We start from the raw sequence: 21,454 nt of genomic DNA, 5'->3' as shown, positions 1-21,454 counted from the left end.
TGTCGGTCATTTTTCGCAACTCTGGGTGAGGTTCTGTCCCAACTTTGCGAATCCGGAGGTGGTTTTCGCAACCTTGCGTGGGTTTCCGGGCCGACCTTGCGAATCAGGACCCGATTTTCGCAACCCTGCATAGGTTTTCAGGCCAACCTTGCGAATCCAGACCCGGTTTTCGCAACCCTGCATGGGTTCAAAGATCAACCTTGCGAATCCGGACACGATTTTCGCAACCCTGCGTGGGTTCACAGACAGACCTTGCGGATTTTTCCACCGCAGATGTCCTTCATCATCAAAACTTCAGCCCCGGCCGTTCATACAACAGGCGTCCGTCGGCGAAAACTTGATATGCATGGTTCACGCCGTAGTGGTAGGGGATGTACTCATGGTTCGGCGCGTCCCAGATGACGATATCGGCAGCATCCCCAACTTCAAGCGTCCCGCGGTCGGGCGCATCGATGGCGTGCGCGGCATTGACGGTGACCGCGTTCCAAATCTCGTTCGGCGTCATCTTGAGCTTCAAGGCGGCGATCGCCATGATCATCTGCAGGTTGTCGGTCACACAGCTTCCCGGGTTGTAGTCGGTGGCGAGGCTCACTGCACCGCCGCCGTCGATCATGCCGCGTGCATCGGCGTACTTCTCTTTCCCGAGATAAAACGTCGTACCGGGCAGCAGGACGGCGACGGTGTCCGACTCCGCGAGCTGCTTTTTCCCTTCCTCGCTTGCCGCAACAAGATGGTCCGCGCTCACCGCATCCTGCTCGATCGCAAGCTCCAGCCCGCCGAGCGGGTCGATTTCATCGGCATGGATCTTCACGCGGAAACCCTTCTCACGTGCCGCTTCCATGTACTTCCTCGACTGTTCGACCGTGAACACGCCGGTCTCGGTGAACACGTCCGCAAAATCCGCGTAATCCTTCGCTTCATCCAGGAGGGCGATCATCTCATCCATGAATTCATCGGCATTCCGGCCTTTAGGTATCGCGTGCGGTCCAAGGTAGGTGTGGCGCATCACGATAGGGAACTTCTCCTCCAGTGCCTTCGACACTTTCAGCTGCTTCAGCTCATTTTCACGGTCCAGGCCGTAGCCGCTCTTGCTTTCGACCGTCAGCACGCCATGCTGGATCATGCGGGTGATGTTCGTCGACGCCTTTTCAAGCAGTTCATCAAACGTCGCCTTCCGCGTCTGTTCGACGGTGTTCAAAATGCCGCCGCCCTGTTCCAGTATCTTCAGGTAATCAACGCCCTGCCGCTTCAGCGCCATCTCATGTTCGCGCGAGCCGCCGTGGACGACATGCGTATGCGGTTCGACGAGGGCGGGGGAGGCGACCCTGCCCCCGGCATCAACCACTTCGGACGCATCATATTCATCCGAGGTCTCCCCGGCATAGACGACTTTACCGTCATCCACGACGATCATCGCATCATCGATGATTTCAAGTTCATCCATCTCCGCGCCCTTCAACGGCCCATCCGACTTCTTCGGCAGTATCAGTGACTTTATGTTCTTTATGATCAGATCGTTCATTTTTCATTCTCCTCCAGCATCGGTATATTCACGCCGCGCGTCGACGCGGTCTCGATCGCAATGTCATATCCTGCATCCGCGTGCCTTGCGACACCCATCCCCGGGTCCGTCGTCAGCACACGTTCAAGCCGGCGGGCCGCTTTTTCAGTGCCGTCCGCAACGACGACCATCCCCGCATGGAGGGAGTAGCCCATGCCGACGCCGCCACCGTGGTGCACGCTGATCCATGAACCGCCGGCAGCGGTGTTCACAAGCGCATTCAAAATCGCCCAGTCGCCGACCGCATCACTCCCGTCCTTCATGCTTTCGGTTTCGCGGTTCGGGCTCGCAACGGACCCGGAATCCAGATGATCCCGTCCGATGACGACCGGTGCCGAAATCTCACCCGACGCCACCAGCTCATTCAATGCAAGTCCCATCTTCATCCGTTCACCGTAGCCGAGCCACGCAATCCGCGCAGGCAGCCCCTGGAAGGCGATCTTCTCCTGTGCCATATCGAGCCAGCGCAGCAGTTTCTCATTCTCCGGAAACAGCTCGCGCATTTTATCATCTGCGACTTTGATGTCATCCGGATCCCCGCTCAGTGCGACGAACCTGAACGGTCCCTTGCCCTCACAGAAGAGGGGGCGGATGTAGGCAGGCACGAACCCCGGGAAGTCGAAAGCATTTTCAACCCCCTCATCGAATGCGACCTGGCGGATATTGTTGCCGTAGTCGAAGACGACGGCGCCTTTCTCCTTGAAGCCGAGCATCGCCTCAACATGCTTTGCCATCGATGCAGATGCTGCACTCACATACTCCTTTGAATCTTCCTTCCGCAGTTCCGCCGCATCCTCAAGTGAAAAACCTTCCGGAATGTAGCCGTTCAGCGGGTCATGCGCCGAAGTCTGGTCGGTCACCACATCGATCCTGAAATCCCCCTTCAAAATTTCAGGCAGCATCTCCGCTGCATTGCCGAGCAGTCCGATCGACAGCGGCCGGCCCTCGTCCCGTGCATCTCCCGCGAGCTTCAGCGCCTCCTCCAGAGTATAAGCCTTCACATCCAGATATTTCGTCTCAAGGCGCTTGTCAATCCTCGATTCATCCACTTCAACACACAGTGCAACGCCCCCGTTCATCGTCACCGCAAGCGGCTGTGCACCGCCCATGCCGCCGAGGCCCGCGGTCAGGACGATTTTGCCTTTAAGCGATCCTTCAAAATTCTGATTCGCAAGTTCTGCGAACGTTTCATATGTCCCCTGGACGATCCCCTGCGAGCCGATGTAGATCCACGAACCCGCGGTCATCTGGCCGTACATCATCAGCCCCTTTTTATCGAGCTCGTTGAAGTGCTCCCAATTCGCCCATTTCGGCACCAGTACCGAGTTCGACAATAAAACCCTCGGCGCCTCTTCATGCGTCCTGAACACCGCGACCGGCTTGCCTGACTGGATCAGCATCGTTTCATCCTTCTCCAGCTCACGCAGCGTATTCTCGATTGCCTCGAACGCCTCCCAGTTGCGCGCGGCCTTGCCGATGCCCCCGTAGACGACGAGGTCCTCAGGCCTTTCTGCGACTTCCGGATCCAGATTGTTGTACAGCATCCTGAGCGCCGCTTCCTGCTCCCATCCCTTGCATTCGATCTCCAGACCTTTTTTGGCAGTTATTTTCCTCGACATACCGACACCCCTTATTTTACGGCACTCAGTGCCAGACTTAAATTTTCGATATCCATGCTGAACACACGGTCTTTTTCAATAAAATCCGCAACCAGGCGGTATTCCTCAAATTTCTCCCTTGTCTTCGGCGACAGTTTTTCCTTCCCCTTCAATTCGACGGCGGTGAGCGCGATCAGCAGTTCAATCGCAAGCACATTCCGCATATTGTCTATGATATCCCGCGCATGCCGCGCACCGATCGTCCCCATCGATACATGATCCTCCTGATTGGCCGACGATGGAATCGAGTCGACGCTTGCAGGGTGGGCGAGGGTTTTATTTTCCGATACCAGGCTCGCCGCCGCATACTGCAGGATCATCGCACCCGACTGGAACCCTTCCTCCGGGCTCAGGAATGCCGGCAGATCCCCGTTCAGCGCGGGGTTGACCAGACGTTCAATGCGCCGCTCCGATATATTGGCAATTTCAGCCGCGCCGATCTTAAGCAGGTCCATCGCGATCGCAATCGGCTGCCCGTGGAAGTTCCCGCCCGAGAACACTTCATCCTCGCTGAAGATGAGCGGGTTGTCGTTCGCCGCATTCATCTCGGTCTCGAGCTTGTCCTTCACATATTCGAGCGTCTGGAATGAAGCCCCGTGGACCTGCGGGATGCAGCGGATGGAGTAGGCGTCCTGCACACGCACCTCCCCCTGGCGTGTGGTGAGGCGTGATCCTTCCAAGTATTCGCGCATCCGCTCTGCGGCGTATATCTGTGCTGTATAGCCGCGGGATGCGTGGATTTTTTCGTTGTAGGCATCCGTGATGCCGTTCAGTGCCTGATGGGTTAGGGCGGCAATCCAGAGCGACGCCTCCATCAGATGTTCCGCTTCGATGTAGTTCAGCACCCCCTGGGCCGTCATCGGCTGCGTGCCGTTGATCATTGCGAGGCCTTCCTTTTCCCGGAGCGCAAGCGGTGTGATGCCAAGCACTTCAAGCACGTCCGCAGTCTGCCTCAGTTCCCCTTCGTAGTAGACTTCCCCTTCGCCCATCAGCGTGATCGCGATATGGGCGAGTGGGGCGAGGTCCCCCGATGCGCCGAGCGACCCCTGTTCCGGCACCTTCGGTATGATCCTTTCGTTGATGTACATCTTCAGCTGATCCGCCAGGTCCGCCGTGACACCTGAATGGCCTTTGACCAGCGTATTCAGCCGGAGTATCATCATCACAAGCACCGCATCCTCCGAAAACGGCCTGCCCACGCCGCAGCAGTGGGAGCGGATCAGATTCGCCTGCAGGTCGATCGCTTTCTCCTTTGAGATCAGGACATCGCAGAACAGCCCGAACCCCGTCGTTATACCGTAGATCGTCTTCCCTTCCCGGATGATGTTCTCGACGATTTTCCTTGAGGCGTTTATTTTCCTGTAGCCTTCTTCCGTGATTTCCACCACCGCATCACTATTTCCCAGGAAATCTTTGATCATTTCAATCGTCAAATCTTCACCCGTCAACTCCAAAACAGTCATGTCTCCCCCTCCTTTTTTCCATTAAAAAAAGACATGGTTACCCCCTGGTAACGATGTCCCTGTTAACTGATATCTATGACAATGATTTTATATATGATTGATGCCGAGACCGAGCGTCTCGTGTTCCTTGCCTTTTATCGGCGCCCCGATCGTCCCGTAAAAACAGACGGCGAGCCATTCGCCTTCACGTTCGTCTTCGTAAGGTCTGCCCCTGACCACTGAAAATGACAATCCCACCGTGCGCATGATTTCGCCCACGCTGAGTTTTCCCCTTGTGACACCTTCAGCCGCTTCGATGATGGCATGATACAGTGCATGTGTCTCCCGGTAGACGTCCCCATCGATCAGACTGCCGCGTTTCGCTGCGGTTTCAACAGAAGCGATCACTTTCTTCAGTTCCATTGATCCGACCCTGCCCGTCACCACTTCATATTCCGATAAATGCGGCGCAATGCCCCGGGCCGTCTCTTCATCCGTCAGCACCACAAGTGCCGCAAGCCTGCCGATATCATTCATCTGTCCATTCCCCATTATTCTTTACCTCTTCTGATCACTATTGACTGTCTTAATTATAGCGCTTTCATGAAAAGTTATCAATCAAATAAAAAGAAGGACAGCGTAAGCTGTCCTTCCGATATTCATCATGTACGAGATTTTTTGACCCATCCCTGGGAGTATGAGAAGAATAAAATCATCAGTACAAGGACGAATGATATGCCTATGAACAGCCAGTGCTGTCCGCCCGCGATGAAGAGCGGCCCGAATGTGATCAAGGCGATCTCAACCGGTGCAATCGGCACGTAGGCGAGACCGAAGTCCTCAAGCGTCTCACTTTCCTGTTTCGGATCCGCCACCCGGATGAGTGCGATGGCCATCGCCACAGCGCCTGTGATCCATCCGAATGTGAAGATTCCTTTTTCAAACCAGTTTTCCTGGAAATAGTATCCGGAAAGGAAACGGTAGAAAAAGATCGCAAGGAGTATGCCGAAAGCCATCAGCAGGATGAACGGCACAAGATTCTGTGCAACGATCGTCAAGTTGATGGATGCGATGCCGAAAGCGACCAGGTAATCCGTCGCTCCGCCGCTGATCTTGGAGAAGATCTCCCTGTCCAGATACTTGTCCGCACCCGTCGCCTCCGTCGCCAGCCTGATGAGGAGGGCGACGATGAATGCAAGGGAGAATGCCGGTATCGCAACGTCCGGAAGGAGCTGTTCACCGAGTACACTCAAGTAATATCCGATGCCCGTCGCAATGACGATGAACATCAGGTGGTATACGAGCGGATCGATCACAATGGATGAAATCTTGCTTTCACCCGCGGATTTCCACTCATCTTCCGGCAATAGGCCGGTACGCAGCCCGTTCGGCAGATTTTTGAAATCCTCGATGTAATTCGTCTGCCCTTTGGACGCAGCCCGCTTGATCAGCAGCAGGCCGACGGTGATCGCCGTCAGTGCGCCGACCGTCGCCGACGTCATCGCGATGGAAGTTGCATCCTCCCATCCCTGCAGCGCGAAAGCTTCACCGACCGCAGCGGCAGTACCGTGCCCGCCGACGAAACCTGCCGCAAGCAGGAGGCCGAAGCCGTTATGTAAGTCGGTGAAGAAAGGCGCCAGGACGACAAGTGCAAACAGCAGTCCAAGACTGTAGAAAAGTATCATGATCGTCTGCGAATAGGACCACAGTCCGCCGACTTTGTTGATGACTTCCTTGACTTTGAATTTACCCGTCGCAAAAGGCAGTGCCGCAAAGACGAAGGCGATCAGCATGCCCGGATATGTACCGATCAGTTCCGAAAATGGCAGAATATCAAGTGCAAACGGCCCAAGTATCAGACCGAGAAGCCCTGCGATGATGCTTGCCGGCATGAATGACTTTTGAATGATGACGAATTTCGCTCTCAGAAGCACACCCACAAGCAGTAACCCCGAAATGATGGAGAAGTCGATCAAGACATCCCAAATACTGAATTCCATAAGAAACCTCCTTGAAATTAAAAAGTCCAATCTATTGAAAGATAGCAGACCAGACAAATTTTGTAAATGATAATTATTTCACACAATCAGAATAAAAAGCCTTTTCCAAAAAAAACAGGGCGTCATTTCACTGACGCCCTGCCATCAATCATTATTCCGGGCGATCCGCCGAACCGTCATCTTCTTCCACCGGTTCTTCGACATCACTCGTTATTTCATGATCCTCTTCATCGAGTCTCTCTTCCATCTCTTCCTCGATCTGTTCTTCGATCTTTTCATCACCGTCAAGGGTGAGCTCTTCTTCTTCCAGCTCCTCCTTGACTTTTGCGACCGTCGCGACGTTATGCTCGTCGGCGAGGCGTATCAGCCGCACGCCCTGGGTGTTCCGGCCGGTCACGGAAACTTCTTCCATCACAAGCCGGATGATGACACCGTAGTCCGTGACGATCATGAGGTCCTCATCGCCGTTCACGGCCGCAATGTAGACGAGGTCGCCGATGCGGTCGTTCAGGTTCGCCGTCTTCACACCCATGCCGCCGCGGTTTGCACTGCGGTATTCTCTTTCCGGTGTGCGTTTGCCGTAACCGTTCGATGTCACGACCAGCACTTCCTGGCCTTCAGAGAGGACATCAAGGCCGATGACCTCATCATCCCCGCGCAGCCTGATGCCGCGTACACCCGCAGCAGTCCGGCCCATGTTCCTGATCTGCCTCTCATCAAACCTGATGAGGGCGCCTTTCTTCGTGCCGAGGATGACTTCCTTCTCCCCATCCGTCAACCTGACGGCGAGCAGCTCATCATCTTCCCTGAAAGTGATCGCGATCTTACCGTTTTTGTTGATGCGGTCGAAGTTGTCGAGGGAGGAACGTTTGACGACACCTTTTTTCGTTGCGAAGACAAGATGCATGCCTTCCGTATCCTTATCCTTCACGCCGATGATCGTGCTGATCTTCTCATCCTTGTCGATTTCAAGCATGTTGACGATCGGGATGCCCTTCGACTGGCGTGACAGCTCCGGTATTTCATAGCCTTTCAGCCTGTACACGCGGCCTTTATTCGTGAAGAATAAAATATAGTCGTGCGTGCTCATCGTCACGAGCTGGCTGACGAAGTCGTCATCGACGGTGTTCATGCCCTGCACGCCGCGGCCGCCGCGGTGCTGTGCACGGTATGTCGATGAAGGCAGGCGTTTGATGTAGCTGTTGTGGCTCAGTGTGACCACGATCTGCTCTTCAGGTATCAGATCCTCATCCTCGATGTCGGAGAGGCTGCCGAGGGTGATTTCCGTACGGCGTTCGTCACCGTAACGGTCCCTGATCTCAACCAGTTCCTCCCTGATGATTTCAAGCAGTCTCTCTTCGCTTGCGAGGATCGATTTAAGCTCTTCGATCGTCTTCATGATCTCATCATACTCAGCCTGGATCTTATCCCGCTCGAGTCCCGTCAGACGGCGGAGCCTCATGTCGAGGATCGCCTGGGCCTGGCGGTCGGATAAATCAAAGTCCGACATCAGGCCGTTCTTCGCTTCTTCATCATTGGATGAACCGCGGATCAGGGAGATGATCGCGTCAATATGGTCGAGGGCGGTGCGCAGCCCTTCCAGGATATGCGCACGGTCCTGTGCCCGCTTCAGATCAAATTCCGTACGGCGCCTGACCACGACTTTCTGGTGATCGAGGTAATGGACGAGCGCTTCCTTCAGTCCGAGGATGACCGGCTCGCCATTGACCAGCGCAAGCATGTTCACGCCGAATGTGGACTGCAGCGGCGTCTGCTTGTACAGGTTGTTCAGGATGACGTTCGCATTCTTATCCTTACGGATTTCAATGATGATCTTGACGCCTTCCTTCAGGCTCGTCTCATCCCTGAGGTCCGTGATGCCCTCGATCTTTTTATCCCTGGCGAGCTCGGCGATCTTTTCGACGAGCCTTGCCTTGTTCACCTGATAGGGGATCTCCGATACGACGATCCGTTCCTTGCCGTTCTTCATCATTTCAATTTCACAACGTGCCCGCATCAGGACGGATCCGCGCCCGGTTTCATACGCACGGCGGATGCCGCTCTTGCCGACGATCAGCCCGGCAGTGGGGAAGTCCGGCCCCTGCACGTGCTCCATCAGTTCGGACAGCGTAACGTCAGGGTCCCTTGAGATTTCAAGCACTGCATTGATGACTTCGGTCAGGTTATGCGGCGGGATGTTCGTCGCCATGCCGACGGCGATGCCGCTCGTCCCGTTGATGAGCAGGTTCGGGAACCGTGCGGGCAGGACGACGGGTTCACGTTCGTTGCCGTCATAGTTGTCCATGTAATCGATCGTATCTTTGTTGATGTCACGCATCAGCTCTGCTGAAATCTTGCTCATCTTCGCTTCCGTATAACGCATCGCTGCAGCACCGTCGCCGTCCATCGAGCCGAAGTTGCCCTGGCCGTCGACGAGCGGGTAGCGGTAGCTGAAGTCCTGGGCCATGCGGACCATCGCTTCATATATCGACGAGTCGCCGTGGGGATGGTATTTACCCATGACGTCACCGACGATACGTGCTGATTTCTTATAAGGTTTATCTGCAGTCATGCCGTTGTCATACATGCCGTACAATATGCGGCGGTGGACCGGCTTCATGCCGTCCCTGACATCTGGCAGGGCACGCGAGACGATGACGCTCATCGCATAATCCAAAAAGGATGTGCGCATCGTCTTGCTTATGTTGATTTCCTGCATTTGATCTCGTTTTTCATCTGCCATTGATACTGACCTCCATCATTAAATATCCAGGTTCTGCACATACAGTGCATTTTCCTCGATAAAGTTCCTTCTGTGTTCGACGATGTCACCCATCAGCATTTCGAATGTCTGGTCCGCTTCCACGGCATCCGTGAGGCGCACCTGCAGAAGGACCCTGTGGTCCGGATCCATAGTGGTGTCCCACAGCTGGTCGGCGTTCATCTCACCGAGACCCTTGTACCTCGCCAATGAAAACTTCGGCGTTGCAGGCAGTGTCTTTTTCAGTTCATCAAGCGCCGCCTCATCATACACATAATATTTCTTCCTGCCCTGTTCGACTTTGTACAGGGGCGGCTGTGCGATATACACATAGCCCGCTTCAATCAAAGGTTTCATGAAACGGTAGAAGAACGTGAGGAGCAGTGTCCGGATATGCGCACCGTCGACATCCGCATCCGTCATGATGACGATTTTATGGTAGCGTGCCTTCGACAGGTCGAATTCCTCGCCGATGCCCGTGCCGAGTGCCGTGATCATCGAACGTATCTCATTGTTGTTCAATATGCGGTCGAGGCGCGCTTTTTCGACGTTCAAGATCTTCCCGCGCAGCGGAAGGATCGCCTGCGTGGTGGAATCGCGGCCGGATTTGGCCGATCCGCCCGCAGAGTCACCCTCGACTATGAAAAGTTCGCTGTCCGCAGGATCTTTGCTGGAGCAGTCCGCAAGCTTGCCCGGCAGGCTTGAGACTTCGAGCGCCGACTTCCGTCGTGTCATTTCACGTGCTTTTTTCGCAGCCATGCGCGCATGCTGGGCAGTGATGCCCTTTTCGACGATCACCCTCGCGACTGAAGGGTTCTCAAGCAGGAACCTTTCAAAACCTTCCGTGAACAGCTGGTCCGTGATCAGACGGACTTCGGAGTTCCCGAATTTCGTCTTCGTCTGGCCTTCGAACTGCGGATCCATATGCTTGATGGAAACGATGGCCGTCAGGCCTTCGCGCACATCTTCGCCGCTCAGGCGGTCCTCATTCGGTTTGATGAGGTTGTTCTTCGTTGCATAATTATTGATCACCTTCGTCAGTGCACGCTTGAAGCCTTCTTCATGCGTACCGCCTTCGTAGGTGTGGATGTTGTTGGCATAGGAGAGGAGGGTGGTCGCGTAGCCTTTGTTGTACTGGATCGCGATTTCCACTTCCACATCCTCTTTTTCCTTATCAAGGTAGATCACTTCGTCATGCAGGACTTCCTTCGCTTCGTTGATCTGCTCGACGTATGATTTGATCCCGCCTTCGAAATAATACTGGTCGCTGACAACTTCCTCACCGCGTTCGTCGGATAAGTTCAGCTCGAGCCCTTTATTCAGGAAAGCGAGCTCCTTCACACGGTGCTGGAACACTTCATATTCGTATTCCGTCGTTTCAGTGAAGATTTCGGGATCCGCCTTGAAACGGATCACCGTGCCCGTCTTGTCCGTCTCATCGATGACTTTCAGATCGAAATCGGGCACCCCGCGCGTATAGCTCTGGTGATGGATTTTGCCGTCCCGGTGGACGTACACTTCAAGCGTTTCACTGAGGGCGTTGACGACCGATGACCCTACGCCGTGGAGGCCGCCCGAGACTTTATAGCCGCCGCCGCCGAACTTGCCGCCGGCGTGCAGGACGGTGAGTATGACCTCGACTGCAGGCCGGCCCATCTTCTCCTGGATATCCACGGGGATGCCGCGTCCGTTGTCCGTCACTTTAATCCAGTTGTCCTTCTCTATCGTGATGTTGATCGTATCCGCGTGGCCGCCGAGCGCCTCATCGATGCTGTTGTCGACGATTTCCCACACCAGATGATGAAGGCCCCTCGAAGCTGTGGAACCGATGTACATCCCCGGACGCTTCCTTACCGCTTCAAGGCCTTCCAGCACCTGTATCTGGCTCGCGCCGTATTGTTCTAAATTATTCTCTTCCATGTTCTCACCTTCCATTATGCTTTGACCTGCCCGTCCGTCACTTTGAATGTCTTCATGTCATTCATTATCGCGTGGTTGATGTCGCTGATCGACGTCGTCGTGACGAATGTCTGCACCCGGTCCCTGATCGAGGTCAGCAGATGTGCCTGCCTGTTCTCGTCCAGTTCGCTCAGGACATCGTCCAAAAGCAGCACCGGATATTCCCCGACTTCCTCGCGGATCAGTTCAAGTTCAGCGAGTTTGATGCTGAGTGCAGTCGTCCTCTGCTGGCCCTGCGAACCGTAGGTCTGGACATCAAAGCCGTTGATGCTGAATGTGATGTCGTCCCTGTGCGGACCGTTCAGGGTCTGCATCCGTTCGAGTTCCTTGGGCAGATTTTCTGCGAACAGGCCGCCGAGTTCTCCTCTCAGGTCTTCTGCGTTATCGCTTTCGTATTTTATATTCGGTGCGTATTCCACTTTCAATTCTTCACTGTCATTCGATATATCCCTGTGTATCCCTGCAGCGAACTCCCCGATCGTCCTTATGAATTCCGCCCGCTTCAATATGACGGTCGCCGCATAATCCGAAAGCTGCTCATTCAGCACCTCGATCATCATCCTGTCCGGATTGCGCTGCTTCAAATACTGGTTCTTCGTCGCAAGCACTTTCTGATAGTTGCTGAGGGCGCTCAGATAGATTTTGGATATCTGGCCGCATTCGATGTTGATGAACTGCCTTCTCACCTGCGGTGAACCTTTGACGATGTTCAAATCTTCCGGCGCAAACAGGACGGTATTCAAATGACCGATATACTGGCTGAGTTTGGATACTTCCAGATGGTTGACCTTCGCTCTTTTTCCCTTTTTGCTGACGCTGATCGATAAGGGGAGGGTACTGTAGGATGTGGTGATGTGGCCGTTCACAAACGCTTCTTCCTGATCGAAACGGATGAGCTCTTTGTCCTTGGCCGTACGGTGGCTTTTGGCGAGGGCCAAAAAATAAATGGACTCAAGGAGATTCGTCTTTCCCTGAGCGTTTGCACCGATGAATATATTGAGCTTTGGGTGGAATTCAAGATCCAGGGTGTCATAATTCCTGAAATTGCTTAAACTGATATCCGTTAAAATCATTGTTCATACTCTATTTTGTACCGCCCGTGTTCACCCAGATCGAGCACATCTCCATGCTGCAGTTTCTTACCGCGGCGATTTTCAATTTCCTCATTCAATCTGACTTCATTCTCACTTAAAAACCACTTCGCTTCGCCACCGCTTCCGATGATGCCTTCATGTTTCAAAAACTGGCCCAAAGTGATGATATCGTCGAAAATTTTAGTTTCCATATACGCAGCCTCCTAAAACTTCACACTATTATATTATACACCATTTTAAGGCAAAATTCACTTTAAAAGCCCAAATTTGGCGCTTATAGCGTTTTTAGGCCCATTTGGTATCAACCTACTTACAAACAAAAAAAGACCGTCCATAGTTTTTATTGCAAAATTCAGGACGGTCTGTGCTTATTCTGTTTTTTAAAAGGGCTCAGTAAGTGCGTATCGGCAGGATCAGCTGGACGACTTCATCCGATTCACTCGATTTCAATGTGAACGGGCGCATCGTACCGTAGAATTCTATCGTGACATCTTCGTTGTTGATTGCCCTCAGTGCATCCATCATATATTTCGAGTTGAAGGAAATCTTCAGGCCTTCACCTTCGATCTCCCCGGTGTTGATGTCTTCATTCACGGTGCCGACTTCAGGTGAGTTTGAAGACAGCTCGACACTGCTGGTGTTGACATTCATGCGGATGACATTGTTGCCGCCTTCCCTTGCAAGGAGCGAGACGCGGTCGATCGCATGGAAGAACTCGGCGTTCTTCACGGTCACTTTCGTTTCATAGTTTTCAGGGAACAGTCTGGAAGTGTCCGGATAATTGCCTTCGAGCAGTCTTGAGATGAAGCGCATGTTGCCGTAGCTGAACAGGACCTGGTTTTGGGAAAGATGGATCTCCACTTCCTCATCCGTGTCATTGATGATCTTGTTCAGTTCGGATAAGGATTTGCCCGGGATGATCGCATTGCCGAGGTCGCTGTTGAACTGCCCGCCCCTCAGTTTACGCAGGGCAAGCCGGTGTGAGTCGGTTGCCGTAAATGTGATCTCATCGTTGTCGAACTGCCAGTGGACGCCGGTGAGCACAGGTCTCGTCTCCGATAAGGAAACGGCGAAGTTCGTCTGGTTGATGACATCCTTCAATACCGATGCCGAAATGACGAGGCTTTCCTCATCGCTGACTTCAGGCAGCAAAGGGTATTGCTCCGGGTTGTTGCCGCTTAAGTTGAACTCTGATTTGGATGCGGTGATCTTCGTCTGGTAGGAATCATTCGTTTCCAGTTGGACGAATTCCCCTGAAAGTTTTTTGATGATGTCGACGAAGAAACGGCCGGAGAGTACGACGGCACCTGATCTTTCTATTTCCAGGACTTCTTCATTGTCCACTTCCAAAGGAACGGTGATTTCGATGGATACTTCGGAATCACTGCCTGTCAGAATCATATGATCATCTTTTACATCAATTTTAATGCCTGTCAGAATCGGCAGGGTCGTTCTTGGGGAAATTGCTTTCAGGCAATGATTTAATTGTTCGATGAAATATTGGCGGTTGATGTTAATTTTCATGATTCATAACTCCTTATATATTAATAATTATTTAAAAGATAGTAATAATAGTAATAGGGCCTGTGAATATGTGGATAACTCCGATGAGTTCAATGATGCCGAGTTATCCACATGTGCATAAACTGTTGGCTCAAGTGTATCATTTATCCACATTGTCCACATCTTCCTATTCTATCAAATACGGGCCGATTAATTGAGCTTTTTCTCTATTTCATCCAATTCGTCCTTGAAGAGCGAATCTTCATTGACGAGCTTGGAGATTTTTTCATGGGCATGGATGACGGTGGTATGGTCCCGTCCGCCGAACACCTCTCCTATTTTGGGCAGTGAACTATCCGTGAGCTCGCGTGCAAGATACATCGCGACATGCCTTGGAAAAGCGATGGATTTGGTCCTTTTCTTCGATAAGAATTCCTCGGTCTGAACACCGTAGTAGGCAGCGACGACGTCCTGGATTTCCTGGATGGTGATCTTCTTCGGCTTCTTCTGTGAGACGATGTCCTTCAGCGCTTCAGCGACCACATCCGAAGTCAGCGGCTGATTGGAGAGTTTCGAATATGCGGCAACGCGCGTCAGTGCACCTTCCAGCTCACGGATGTTCGTCTGGATGTTGCTTGCGATGTAGATCATCGCCTCGTTCGGGATTTCAACTTTCTCCTCTTCGCATTTCTTCCGGAGTATGGCGATCCGTGTCTCGAGGTCCGGCGGGGTGATGTCTGTGATCAGCCCCCATTCGAAACGTGAACGTAAGCGGTCCTCAAGCGTCGGGATCTCCTTTGGTGTGCGGTCGCTTGAAATGACGATTTGTTTATTGTCCTCATGCAGGGCATTGAATGTATGGAAGAATTCTTCCTGTGTGGATTCCTTGCCTGCTAGGAACTGGATGTCGTCGATCAGAAGTACGTCGACATTCCGGTATCTGTTGCGGAATTCCTCGGTTTTGTTGTCCCGTATGGAGTTGATGAATTCATTCGTGAACTTCTCGCTGGACAGGTAGGCGACTTTTGCGTTGGGCTTGTGCTCGAGCACGTAATGGCCGATCGCATGCATCAGATGGGTCTTGCCGAGACCGACACCCCCGTATATGAACAGCGGGTTGTAGGCTTTTGCCGGGGCTTCCGCGACCGCAAGGGAAGCGGCATGGCTGAAGCGGTTGCCGCTTCCGATGACGAAAGTTTCAAATGTATTGTTCATGTTCAGCTGCGGCGGAAGGGGGACGTCGACGGGAGCTGCGGCAGTATTGCCTGTGCCTGCCTCGGCAGGTGCATCACCAGGTTCATCATCGATTGTGATCTGGATGGACGGCTGTTCGCCGATGGACTCGTAAATCTTCTGCTTGATCATGTCCGTATAGTGGTTTTCCAGCCAGTCCCGCTGGAAGTTGGTCTCCGCCTTGATGACCGCGGTTTTATTGTCCAGATGGATCAAAGTCGTGTCATTGAACCAGGTCTTGAAGCTCGTAATCGGTATTTCCTCCTGGATCGCATCCAGTGTTTTTTGCCAAATGTCATTAATAGAACTCATATTTATCCTCTCTCTTCACAAAAATCACACCCTGTGGATAAGACAATTCCACACCTCTGGAAAACTATCCACAAGTTACGCACAGTCTGTGGATAACTGTGCTGTTAAATACGGTTGTCCACAGAGATATATTCAAATTCTACCTAAAGTCAGGGTGAAAAACAATGATTCCCATGCATTTTCTCTGAAGTTATTCACATAACCCACAATTATCCACAATTTGCACATCAACACCTGTGAATAACCTGGATAACCCTCTTATCCACATGTTGATAACTTAAAACGGCCTGAAAAGTTATCCACATCTTATTAAATGTTCCACAGGAGCAGGCTTGGTAATCATGAAAAAAATATTGAAATGGGGAGTCGTTTCTGTTATCCTTTAATAGTTGCAATCAAAGAGAAGAATATGTATGTAAGTGAGAAATGGTCTATGGAGGTGTTTAGAGATGACAAAACGTACTTACCAACCAAATAAACGTAAACACAGCAAAGTGCACGGATTCCGTAAGAGAATGAGCACTAAAAACGGCCGCAAGATTTTAGCGCGCCGCAGAAGAAGAGGAAGAAAAGTACTTTCCGCATAATCATCCAAAGATCATCTATGTCAAGAATAGGTGATCTTTTTTTATGGTCTAAAGTGGATGATTTTTTGATTGGTGTAAATTTTGCTATAATAATATATCATACTGTGAAAGAGCGTAATAATGATGAAAAAACGGTTCAGGATCAAAAAAGAACAGGATTTCAAGCTTGTCTTCAAAAAAGGGAAATCATACGCAAACAGGCAGTTTGTCGTTTATTTGGGTGACCATCCGGAAGTCGCTCATTTAAGGCTGGGTATAAGTGTCTCGAAGCGGCTCGGGAATGCGGTCAAAAGGAATAAGATCAAAAGGCGCATCAGGGCGTTTTTCCAGCAGCACAAGGACGAGCTGAAACCGAAGGAATATATCGTCATAGCACGGAATCCGGTCAGCGATATGGACTACCACCAGATGGAGAAGTCATTATTACACGTGTTGAAGATAGCGAAATGTATAAAATGACGCGGAGGTACTTTCAATGGAGAGAATTTACAGAGCAGAAACAGTCGACCATGCAATCGCACTCGGGCTTGAAGAACTGAAAGTTGCGGAAGAGGATGTCAGGATCGATGTATTGGAAGGCGGATCCAAAGGTTTCCTCGGCTTTGGGAAAAAAGATGCCGAAGTGAAGCTCACCATCATAAACCCTGAACTCAAAACCTACGGGAGCATCGAAGAGGTCATCAACCGCGGGCAGGCGGAAGAGAGGACTCCGTCTTCAGATGAATTGCCGGCCGAAGAGGCGGAAACGGACAGCGGAGCCGTGCCCCACCCTGAAACGGAAGATGATGTGCAGGAAGAAGATGCGGTGCTGCAGGAAGCGGCACAGCCGGAAGCTGAAACAGAAGCTGTGGAAGACGAAACTCCTGTGGAGGAAGCGGATGACAGGCTGTCATTCGATGAGGCGGCGGCCCGTACGGCGAGGTACATCCAGGATGTCATCAGCGATATGAACATAGAGAACGCAGCCACATATAAGATAGATAATAACCGTGCATACATCGAACTTGAGTCGGACCTTGCCGCCAAGCTGATCGGCAAACGGGGACAGACTTTGAATGCCCTTCAGGAAATCGCGCAGAATTATTTGAACACGATTTACAGAAGCTACGGCATGATCATCCTAGATGTGGAAAATTACCGTGAAAAGCGGCGTGAAACGCTTGAAAATCTTGCGGTCAACATGGCGAAGAAGGCGCTCCGGACGAATCAGCCGGTCAAGCTTGAGCCGATGCCTTCCTTTGAGAGGAAGATCATGCACAATGTACTGAGCGGGCGCGATGACCTCAACACATACTCGGAAGGCAGCGAACCGAACCGTTATTTAGTGATAGAAAAGAAGTAAAGGAGTCTTGCCATCATGCAATTAGAAACGATTTCCAGTATCTCCACCCCCGTCGGGGAAGGGGCGATCGCCATCGTCAGGCTGTCGGGCATCGATGCATTGGAAATTGCCAATAAATTATACCGGGGAAATAAGACGCTGGACGAAGTGGAATCCCACACCATCAATTACGGCCATATCATCGACCCGGACACCGAAGAGGTGGTGGAGGAAGTGATGGCCGCTGTGATGCGTGCACCGAAGACTTATACGCGTGAAGATATCGTTGAGATCAATTGCCACGGTGGCATCAACACGATCAACCGCATACTGCAGCTGACATTGAAACACGGGGCACGTATGGCGGAGCCGGGTGAATTCACAAAACGTGCATTCCTGAACGGACGGATCGACCTGTCACAGGCCGAAGGCGTGATGGATTTCATCCGCTCGAAAACGACCGAAGCGTCGAAAGTCGCAAGCGGCCAGATGCAGGGCCGCCTGAAAGTCTATATAGAAGGCCTCAGGCAGCGCATTTTGAATATACTCGCACAGGTGGAAGTCAACATCGACTACCCCGAGTATGACGACGTCGAGGAAGCGACGACGGAATTCCTGCTTGAAGAAGCGGAAAAGGTGAAGAGTGAGATCGGGGACCTGCTGAAGTCGAGCCGCCAGGGCCGCATCATGCGGGAGGGGCTCGGGACGGTCATCGTCGGCAAACCGAACGTCGGTAAGAGTTCACTGCTGAACTACCTCATCCAGGACAATAAAGCGATCGTCACCGAAGTTGCGGGGACGACCCGGGATATCCTCGAGGAATACGTCAACGTCAACGGTATCCCGCTGAAGCTCGTCGATACTGCGGGCATACGCGATACGGATGACATCGTGGAGAAAATCGGTGTGGAGCGGAGCCGCCAGGCACTCGAACAGGCCGAACTCATCCTTTATGTACTGAACAATAATGAAGAGTTGACCGAAGGCGACATCGAGATCCTGGATTCCGTGAAGGAGGATAATGTCATCCTCATCATCAACAAGCTGGATCTTGAAAACAACCTGGATATCGGCGAACTGGAAGAGAGATATGATTTTCCGATCGTCAAAACATCCATCATCGAAGGCACCGGCGTCGATGACCTTGAAGATAAAATCGCAGAACTGTTCTTCGGCGGTGCCGTCACAAGTGCGGATTCGACATATCTTTCGAACAACCGCCATATCGGACTGCTTGAACAGGCCAACAGCGCAATCAACGATGCAATCGACTCGGCGCAAATGGACGTGCCGATCGATATCGTGCAGATAGATTTAGTGAAAACCTGGGAACTGCTGGGTGAAGTGATCGGGGAAGATGTGAGTGAGCAGCTCATCGATCAGCTGTTCAGCCAGTTCTGTCTCGGTAAATAGTAATTAGGAGGAAAATGATGAACGAAATGAATTACGATGTCGTCGTCATCGGTGCAGGCCATGCGGGCGTTGAAGCGGGACTTGCTGCAAGCCGTAAAGGCCTGAAGACGCTGATGCTGACCATAAATCTGGATAATATCGCATTCATGCCCTGCAACCCGTCCGTCGGCGGCCCTGCAAAAGGCATAGTGGTGCGTGAAGTCGACGCGCTCGGCGGTGTCATGGCCAAAGTGACGGATAAGACACATATCCAGATGCGCATGTTGAACACAGGTAAAGGACCGGCTGTCAGGGCACTCCGTGCACAGTCCGACAAAGTGCTTTACCAGCAGGAAATGAAGAGCATACTCGAAAATCAGGAAAATCTCGATATATTACAGGGCATGGTCGATGAACTGATCATTGAAGACGGTCGGGTGACGGGTGTCCGCACGAATATCGGTGTGGTCTACAATGCAAAATCCGTCATCATCACGACCGGTACGTTCCTGCGCGGGGAAATCGTCCTCGGACCTTTGAAATATTCGAGCGGCCCGAACCATCAGATGCCGTCGATCGCACTTGCGGACCAGATCCGGGACCTCGGATTCGATATCGTGAGGTTCAAGACCGGTACACCGCCGCGCGTGAACTCCGATTCGATCGATTATTCAAAAACTGAAATACAGCCCGGGGATGATGTCCCGCGTGCATTCAGTTTCGATACGACCGACTTCATCATGGACCAGCTGCCGTGCTGGCTGACATACACATCCGAAAATACACACGAAGTGATCAATGAGAACCTGCACTTATCGCCGATGTATTCGGGGATGAAGATGGGTACGGGTCCGAGATACTGCCCATCCATCGAAGATAAGATCGTGCGTTTCAATGATAAGCCGCGCCACCAGATCTTCCTTGAGCCGGAAGGCCGCAATACAAAGGAAGTTTATGTACAGGGACTGTCGACAAGCCTGCCGGAAGATGTGCAGCGTGAAATGCTCGCAACCATCCCGGGCCTTGAAAATGCGCGCATGATGCGCGCAGGCTATGCGATCGAATATGATGCACTCGACCCGACCCAGCTGTGGCCGACGCTCGAGACGAAAAGAATCGAAAATCTTTTCACTGCGGGACAGATCAATGGCACGAGCGGCTATGAAGAAGCGGCGGGCCAGGGGATTGTTGCAGGCATCAATGCCGCAAACAAGATCCTCGGCGAAGAGCCGCTGATCCTGAGCCGTGCCGATGCATACATCGGCGTACTGATCGATGACCTTGTGACCAAAGGTACGAATGAACCGTACCGTCTGCTGACTTCCCGCGCGGAACACCGTCTGCTCTTAAGGCATGACAATGCGGATATGAGGCTTACAGACATCGGTTATAAGAACGGCCTGATTTCAGAGGAGCGCTACGAGCGGTTCAACCAAAAACGCGATAATATAGAAGCGGAGATGGAACGTCTGTCCAAGATCCGCATCAAACCGGATGAGCATACACAGGACATCATCAAATCCCGCGGCGGCACGCCGCTGAAAGACGGCATACTCGCACTCGACCTATTGCGTCGCCCTGAAATGGACTACATGTCCATACTGGAAATACTCGGGGAAGAAAATAATATGGATCAGCTTGAATACGAGCAGATTGAAATCAAGACGAAATACGAAGGCTATATACAAAAATCCCTTGTGCAGGTCGACAAGATGAAGCGCATGGAGAAGAAGAAGATACCTGAAGATATCGATTATGATGCAGTGAATTCACTTGCGACCGAAGCCCGTGACAAACTGAAGAAAGTGAAGCCGCTCGACATCGCCCAGGCATCCAGGATTTCCGGCGTCAACCCGGCGGACGTCTCAATACTCCTCGTCTACATCGAACAGGGGAATGTGAAAAGAGTGGAAGCATGAACCGGCAGCAATTCACAGAAGAACTTAAAAGCCACGGCATCCAGCTGAATGATGAACAGATTGCACAGTTCGAAAAGTACTATGAAATGCTGATCGACTGGAATGAAAAAATCAACTTGACGGCTGTGACGGATGAAGAGGAAGTTTATTTGAAGCACTTCTATGATTCGCTGACACCGCTGTTTTATACGGATATTCCGGAAGGCACACGCCTCTGCGACGTCGGCGCGGGGGCGGGGTTCCCGAGCATCCCGATGAAGATCGTACGGCCCGACCTTAAAGTGACAATTGTCGATTCTTTAAATAAGCGGATCACGTTTTTGAACGAGCTGACGGCGGAACTGTCGATCACCGATATGCACCTCGTCCATGACCGTGCGGAGACTTTCGGTCAGCATAAGGGCAGGCATATGTTCGATATGGTGACGGCAAGGGCGGTCGCCAATATGAACACGCTGCTCGAGTTATGCTTGCCGCTGGCGCGGACGGGCGGCAGATTCCTCGTACTGAAAGGGAAGAAGGGGCTTGAAGAACTTGCAGAAAGCGACTTCGCCCTGGACCTGCTCGGCGGTGAGGTGGTTGAAACGCACAGCTTCACCCTGCCTGAAGAAGACAGCGAACGTTATATACTGGATATCAAAAAGGTGCATAAGACACCCAAGAAGTATCCAAGGAAACCTGGCACCCCGAACAAATCACCATTAAAATAAAA

Annotated in this window: 17 protein-coding genes; 6 read left to right on the top strand and 11 right to left on the bottom strand. The window is 52.2% G+C overall.

The window, feature by feature from the left end; all coding sequences use genetic code 11:
* Positions 1-286: 286 nt before the first annotated feature.
* The 11 genes from hutI to dnaA all read right to left on the bottom strand — a co-directional run bounded on the left by hutI (position 287) and on the right by dnaA (position 15,523).
* The gene (hutI, locus tag CRN96_RS10635) at positions 287-1,522 is read right to left on the bottom strand and encodes an imidazolonepropionase (protein ID WP_097041957.1); all 1,236 of its coding nucleotides are present in this window, start codon (positions 1,520-1,522) and stop codon (positions 287-289) included.
* A complete protein-coding gene (gene hutU / locus CRN96_RS10630) occupies positions 1,519-3,180 on the bottom strand; it encodes a urocanate hydratase (RefSeq protein WP_097041955.1) in 1,662 nt (553 codons plus the stop codon). The genes hutI and hutU overlap by 4 nt, the downstream gene beginning before the upstream one ends.
* Before the next feature lie 11 nt (positions 3,181-3,191).
* On the bottom strand, positions 3,192-4,682 hold the full coding sequence (gene hutH, locus CRN96_RS10625) for a histidine ammonia-lyase (protein WP_097041953.1): 1,491 nt from the start codon (positions 4,680-4,682) through the stop codon (positions 3,192-3,194).
* Between the two features lie 87 nt (positions 4,683-4,769).
* The gene (gene hutP / locus CRN96_RS10620; protein WP_097041952.1) at positions 4,770-5,213 is read right to left on the bottom strand and encodes a histidine utilization transcription antiterminator HutP; all 444 of its coding nucleotides are present in this window, start codon (positions 5,211-5,213) and stop codon (positions 4,770-4,772) included.
* A gap of 110 nt (positions 5,214-5,323) precedes the next feature.
* The gene (locus CRN96_RS10615) at positions 5,324-6,661 is read right to left on the bottom strand and encodes a sodium/glutamate symporter (RefSeq protein WP_097041949.1); all 1,338 of its coding nucleotides are present in this window, start codon (positions 6,659-6,661) and stop codon (positions 5,324-5,326) included.
* Between the two features lie 151 nt (positions 6,662-6,812).
* A complete protein-coding gene (gyrA, locus tag CRN96_RS10610; protein ID WP_097041947.1) occupies positions 6,813-9,404 on the bottom strand; it encodes a DNA gyrase subunit A in 2,592 nt (863 codons plus the stop codon).
* Between the two features lie 18 nt (positions 9,405-9,422).
* On the bottom strand, positions 9,423-11,357 hold the full coding sequence (gyrB, locus tag CRN96_RS10605) for a DNA topoisomerase (ATP-hydrolyzing) subunit B (protein WP_281254134.1): 1,935 nt from the start codon (positions 11,355-11,357) through the stop codon (positions 9,423-9,425).
* Entirely contained in the window at positions 11,357-12,454 is a 1,098-nt protein-coding gene (gene recF / locus CRN96_RS10600) for a DNA replication/repair protein RecF (protein ID WP_097041945.1), read from the bottom strand. The genes gyrB and recF overlap by 1 nt, the downstream gene beginning before the upstream one ends.
* Positions 12,451-12,666, bottom strand: coding sequence for a S4 domain-containing protein YaaA (yaaA, locus tag CRN96_RS10595; protein ID WP_097041942.1), 216 nt, complete (start codon positions 12,664-12,666; stop codon positions 12,451-12,453). The genes recF and yaaA overlap by 4 nt, the downstream gene beginning before the upstream one ends.
* Positions 12,667-12,865: 199 nt before the next feature.
* The gene (gene dnaN / locus CRN96_RS10590) at positions 12,866-14,002 is read right to left on the bottom strand and encodes a DNA polymerase III subunit beta (RefSeq protein WP_245844653.1); all 1,137 of its coding nucleotides are present in this window, start codon (positions 14,000-14,002) and stop codon (positions 12,866-12,868) included.
* 186 nt (positions 14,003-14,188) lie between these two features.
* Positions 14,189-15,523: a chromosomal replication initiator protein DnaA gene (gene dnaA / locus CRN96_RS10585; protein ID WP_097041938.1), complete on the bottom strand. Its 1,335-nt coding sequence runs from the start codon at positions 15,521-15,523 to the stop codon at positions 14,189-14,191.
* A 449-nt stretch (positions 15,524-15,972) separates the two neighbouring features.
* On the opposite strand from dnaA, the gene rpmH reads away from it, so the two are divergent.
* From rpmH to rsmG, 6 genes are all read left to right on the top strand, one after another.
* On the top strand, positions 15,973-16,110 hold the full coding sequence (gene rpmH, locus CRN96_RS10580; RefSeq protein ID WP_097041937.1) for a 50S ribosomal protein L34: 138 nt from the start codon (positions 15,973-15,975) through the stop codon (positions 16,108-16,110).
* A 123-nt stretch (positions 16,111-16,233) separates the two neighbouring features.
* A complete protein-coding gene (gene rnpA, locus CRN96_RS10575; RefSeq protein WP_179647196.1) occupies positions 16,234-16,569 on the top strand; it encodes a ribonuclease P protein component in 336 nt (111 codons plus the stop codon).
* Positions 16,570-16,585: 16 nt separating this feature from the next.
* Positions 16,586-17,452, top strand: coding sequence for an RNA-binding cell elongation regulator Jag/EloR (gene jag, locus CRN96_RS10570; RefSeq protein ID WP_097041932.1), 867 nt, complete (start codon positions 16,586-16,588; stop codon positions 17,450-17,452).
* A 15-nt stretch (positions 17,453-17,467) separates the two neighbouring features.
* On the top strand, positions 17,468-18,844 hold the full coding sequence (gene mnmE, locus CRN96_RS10565) for a tRNA uridine-5-carboxymethylaminomethyl(34) synthesis GTPase MnmE (protein WP_097041930.1): 1,377 nt from the start codon (positions 17,468-17,470) through the stop codon (positions 18,842-18,844).
* Positions 18,845-18,858: 14 nt separating this feature from the next.
* Positions 18,859-20,742: a tRNA uridine-5-carboxymethylaminomethyl(34) synthesis enzyme MnmG gene (mnmG, locus tag CRN96_RS10560; RefSeq protein ID WP_097041929.1), complete on the top strand. Its 1,884-nt coding sequence runs from the start codon at positions 18,859-18,861 to the stop codon at positions 20,740-20,742.
* Positions 20,739-21,452 (top strand): 16S rRNA (guanine(527)-N(7))-methyltransferase RsmG, encoded by a 714-nt coding sequence (gene rsmG / locus CRN96_RS10555; protein ID WP_097041927.1) that lies wholly within the window; start codon positions 20,739-20,741, stop codon positions 21,450-21,452. The genes mnmG and rsmG overlap by 4 nt, the downstream gene beginning before the upstream one ends.
* The last annotated feature ends 2 nt before the right edge of the window (positions 21,453-21,454 follow it).

Origin of the sequence: Salinicoccus kekensis (assembly GCF_900220995.1) — a bacterium.
In the GTDB taxonomy this organism is placed as follows: Bacteria; Bacillota; Bacilli; order Staphylococcales; family Salinicoccaceae; genus Lacicoccus; species Lacicoccus kekensis.
The sequence above is the reverse complement of the archived record's forward strand: the minus strand, read 5'-3'. Positions and strand labels throughout refer to the sequence as shown.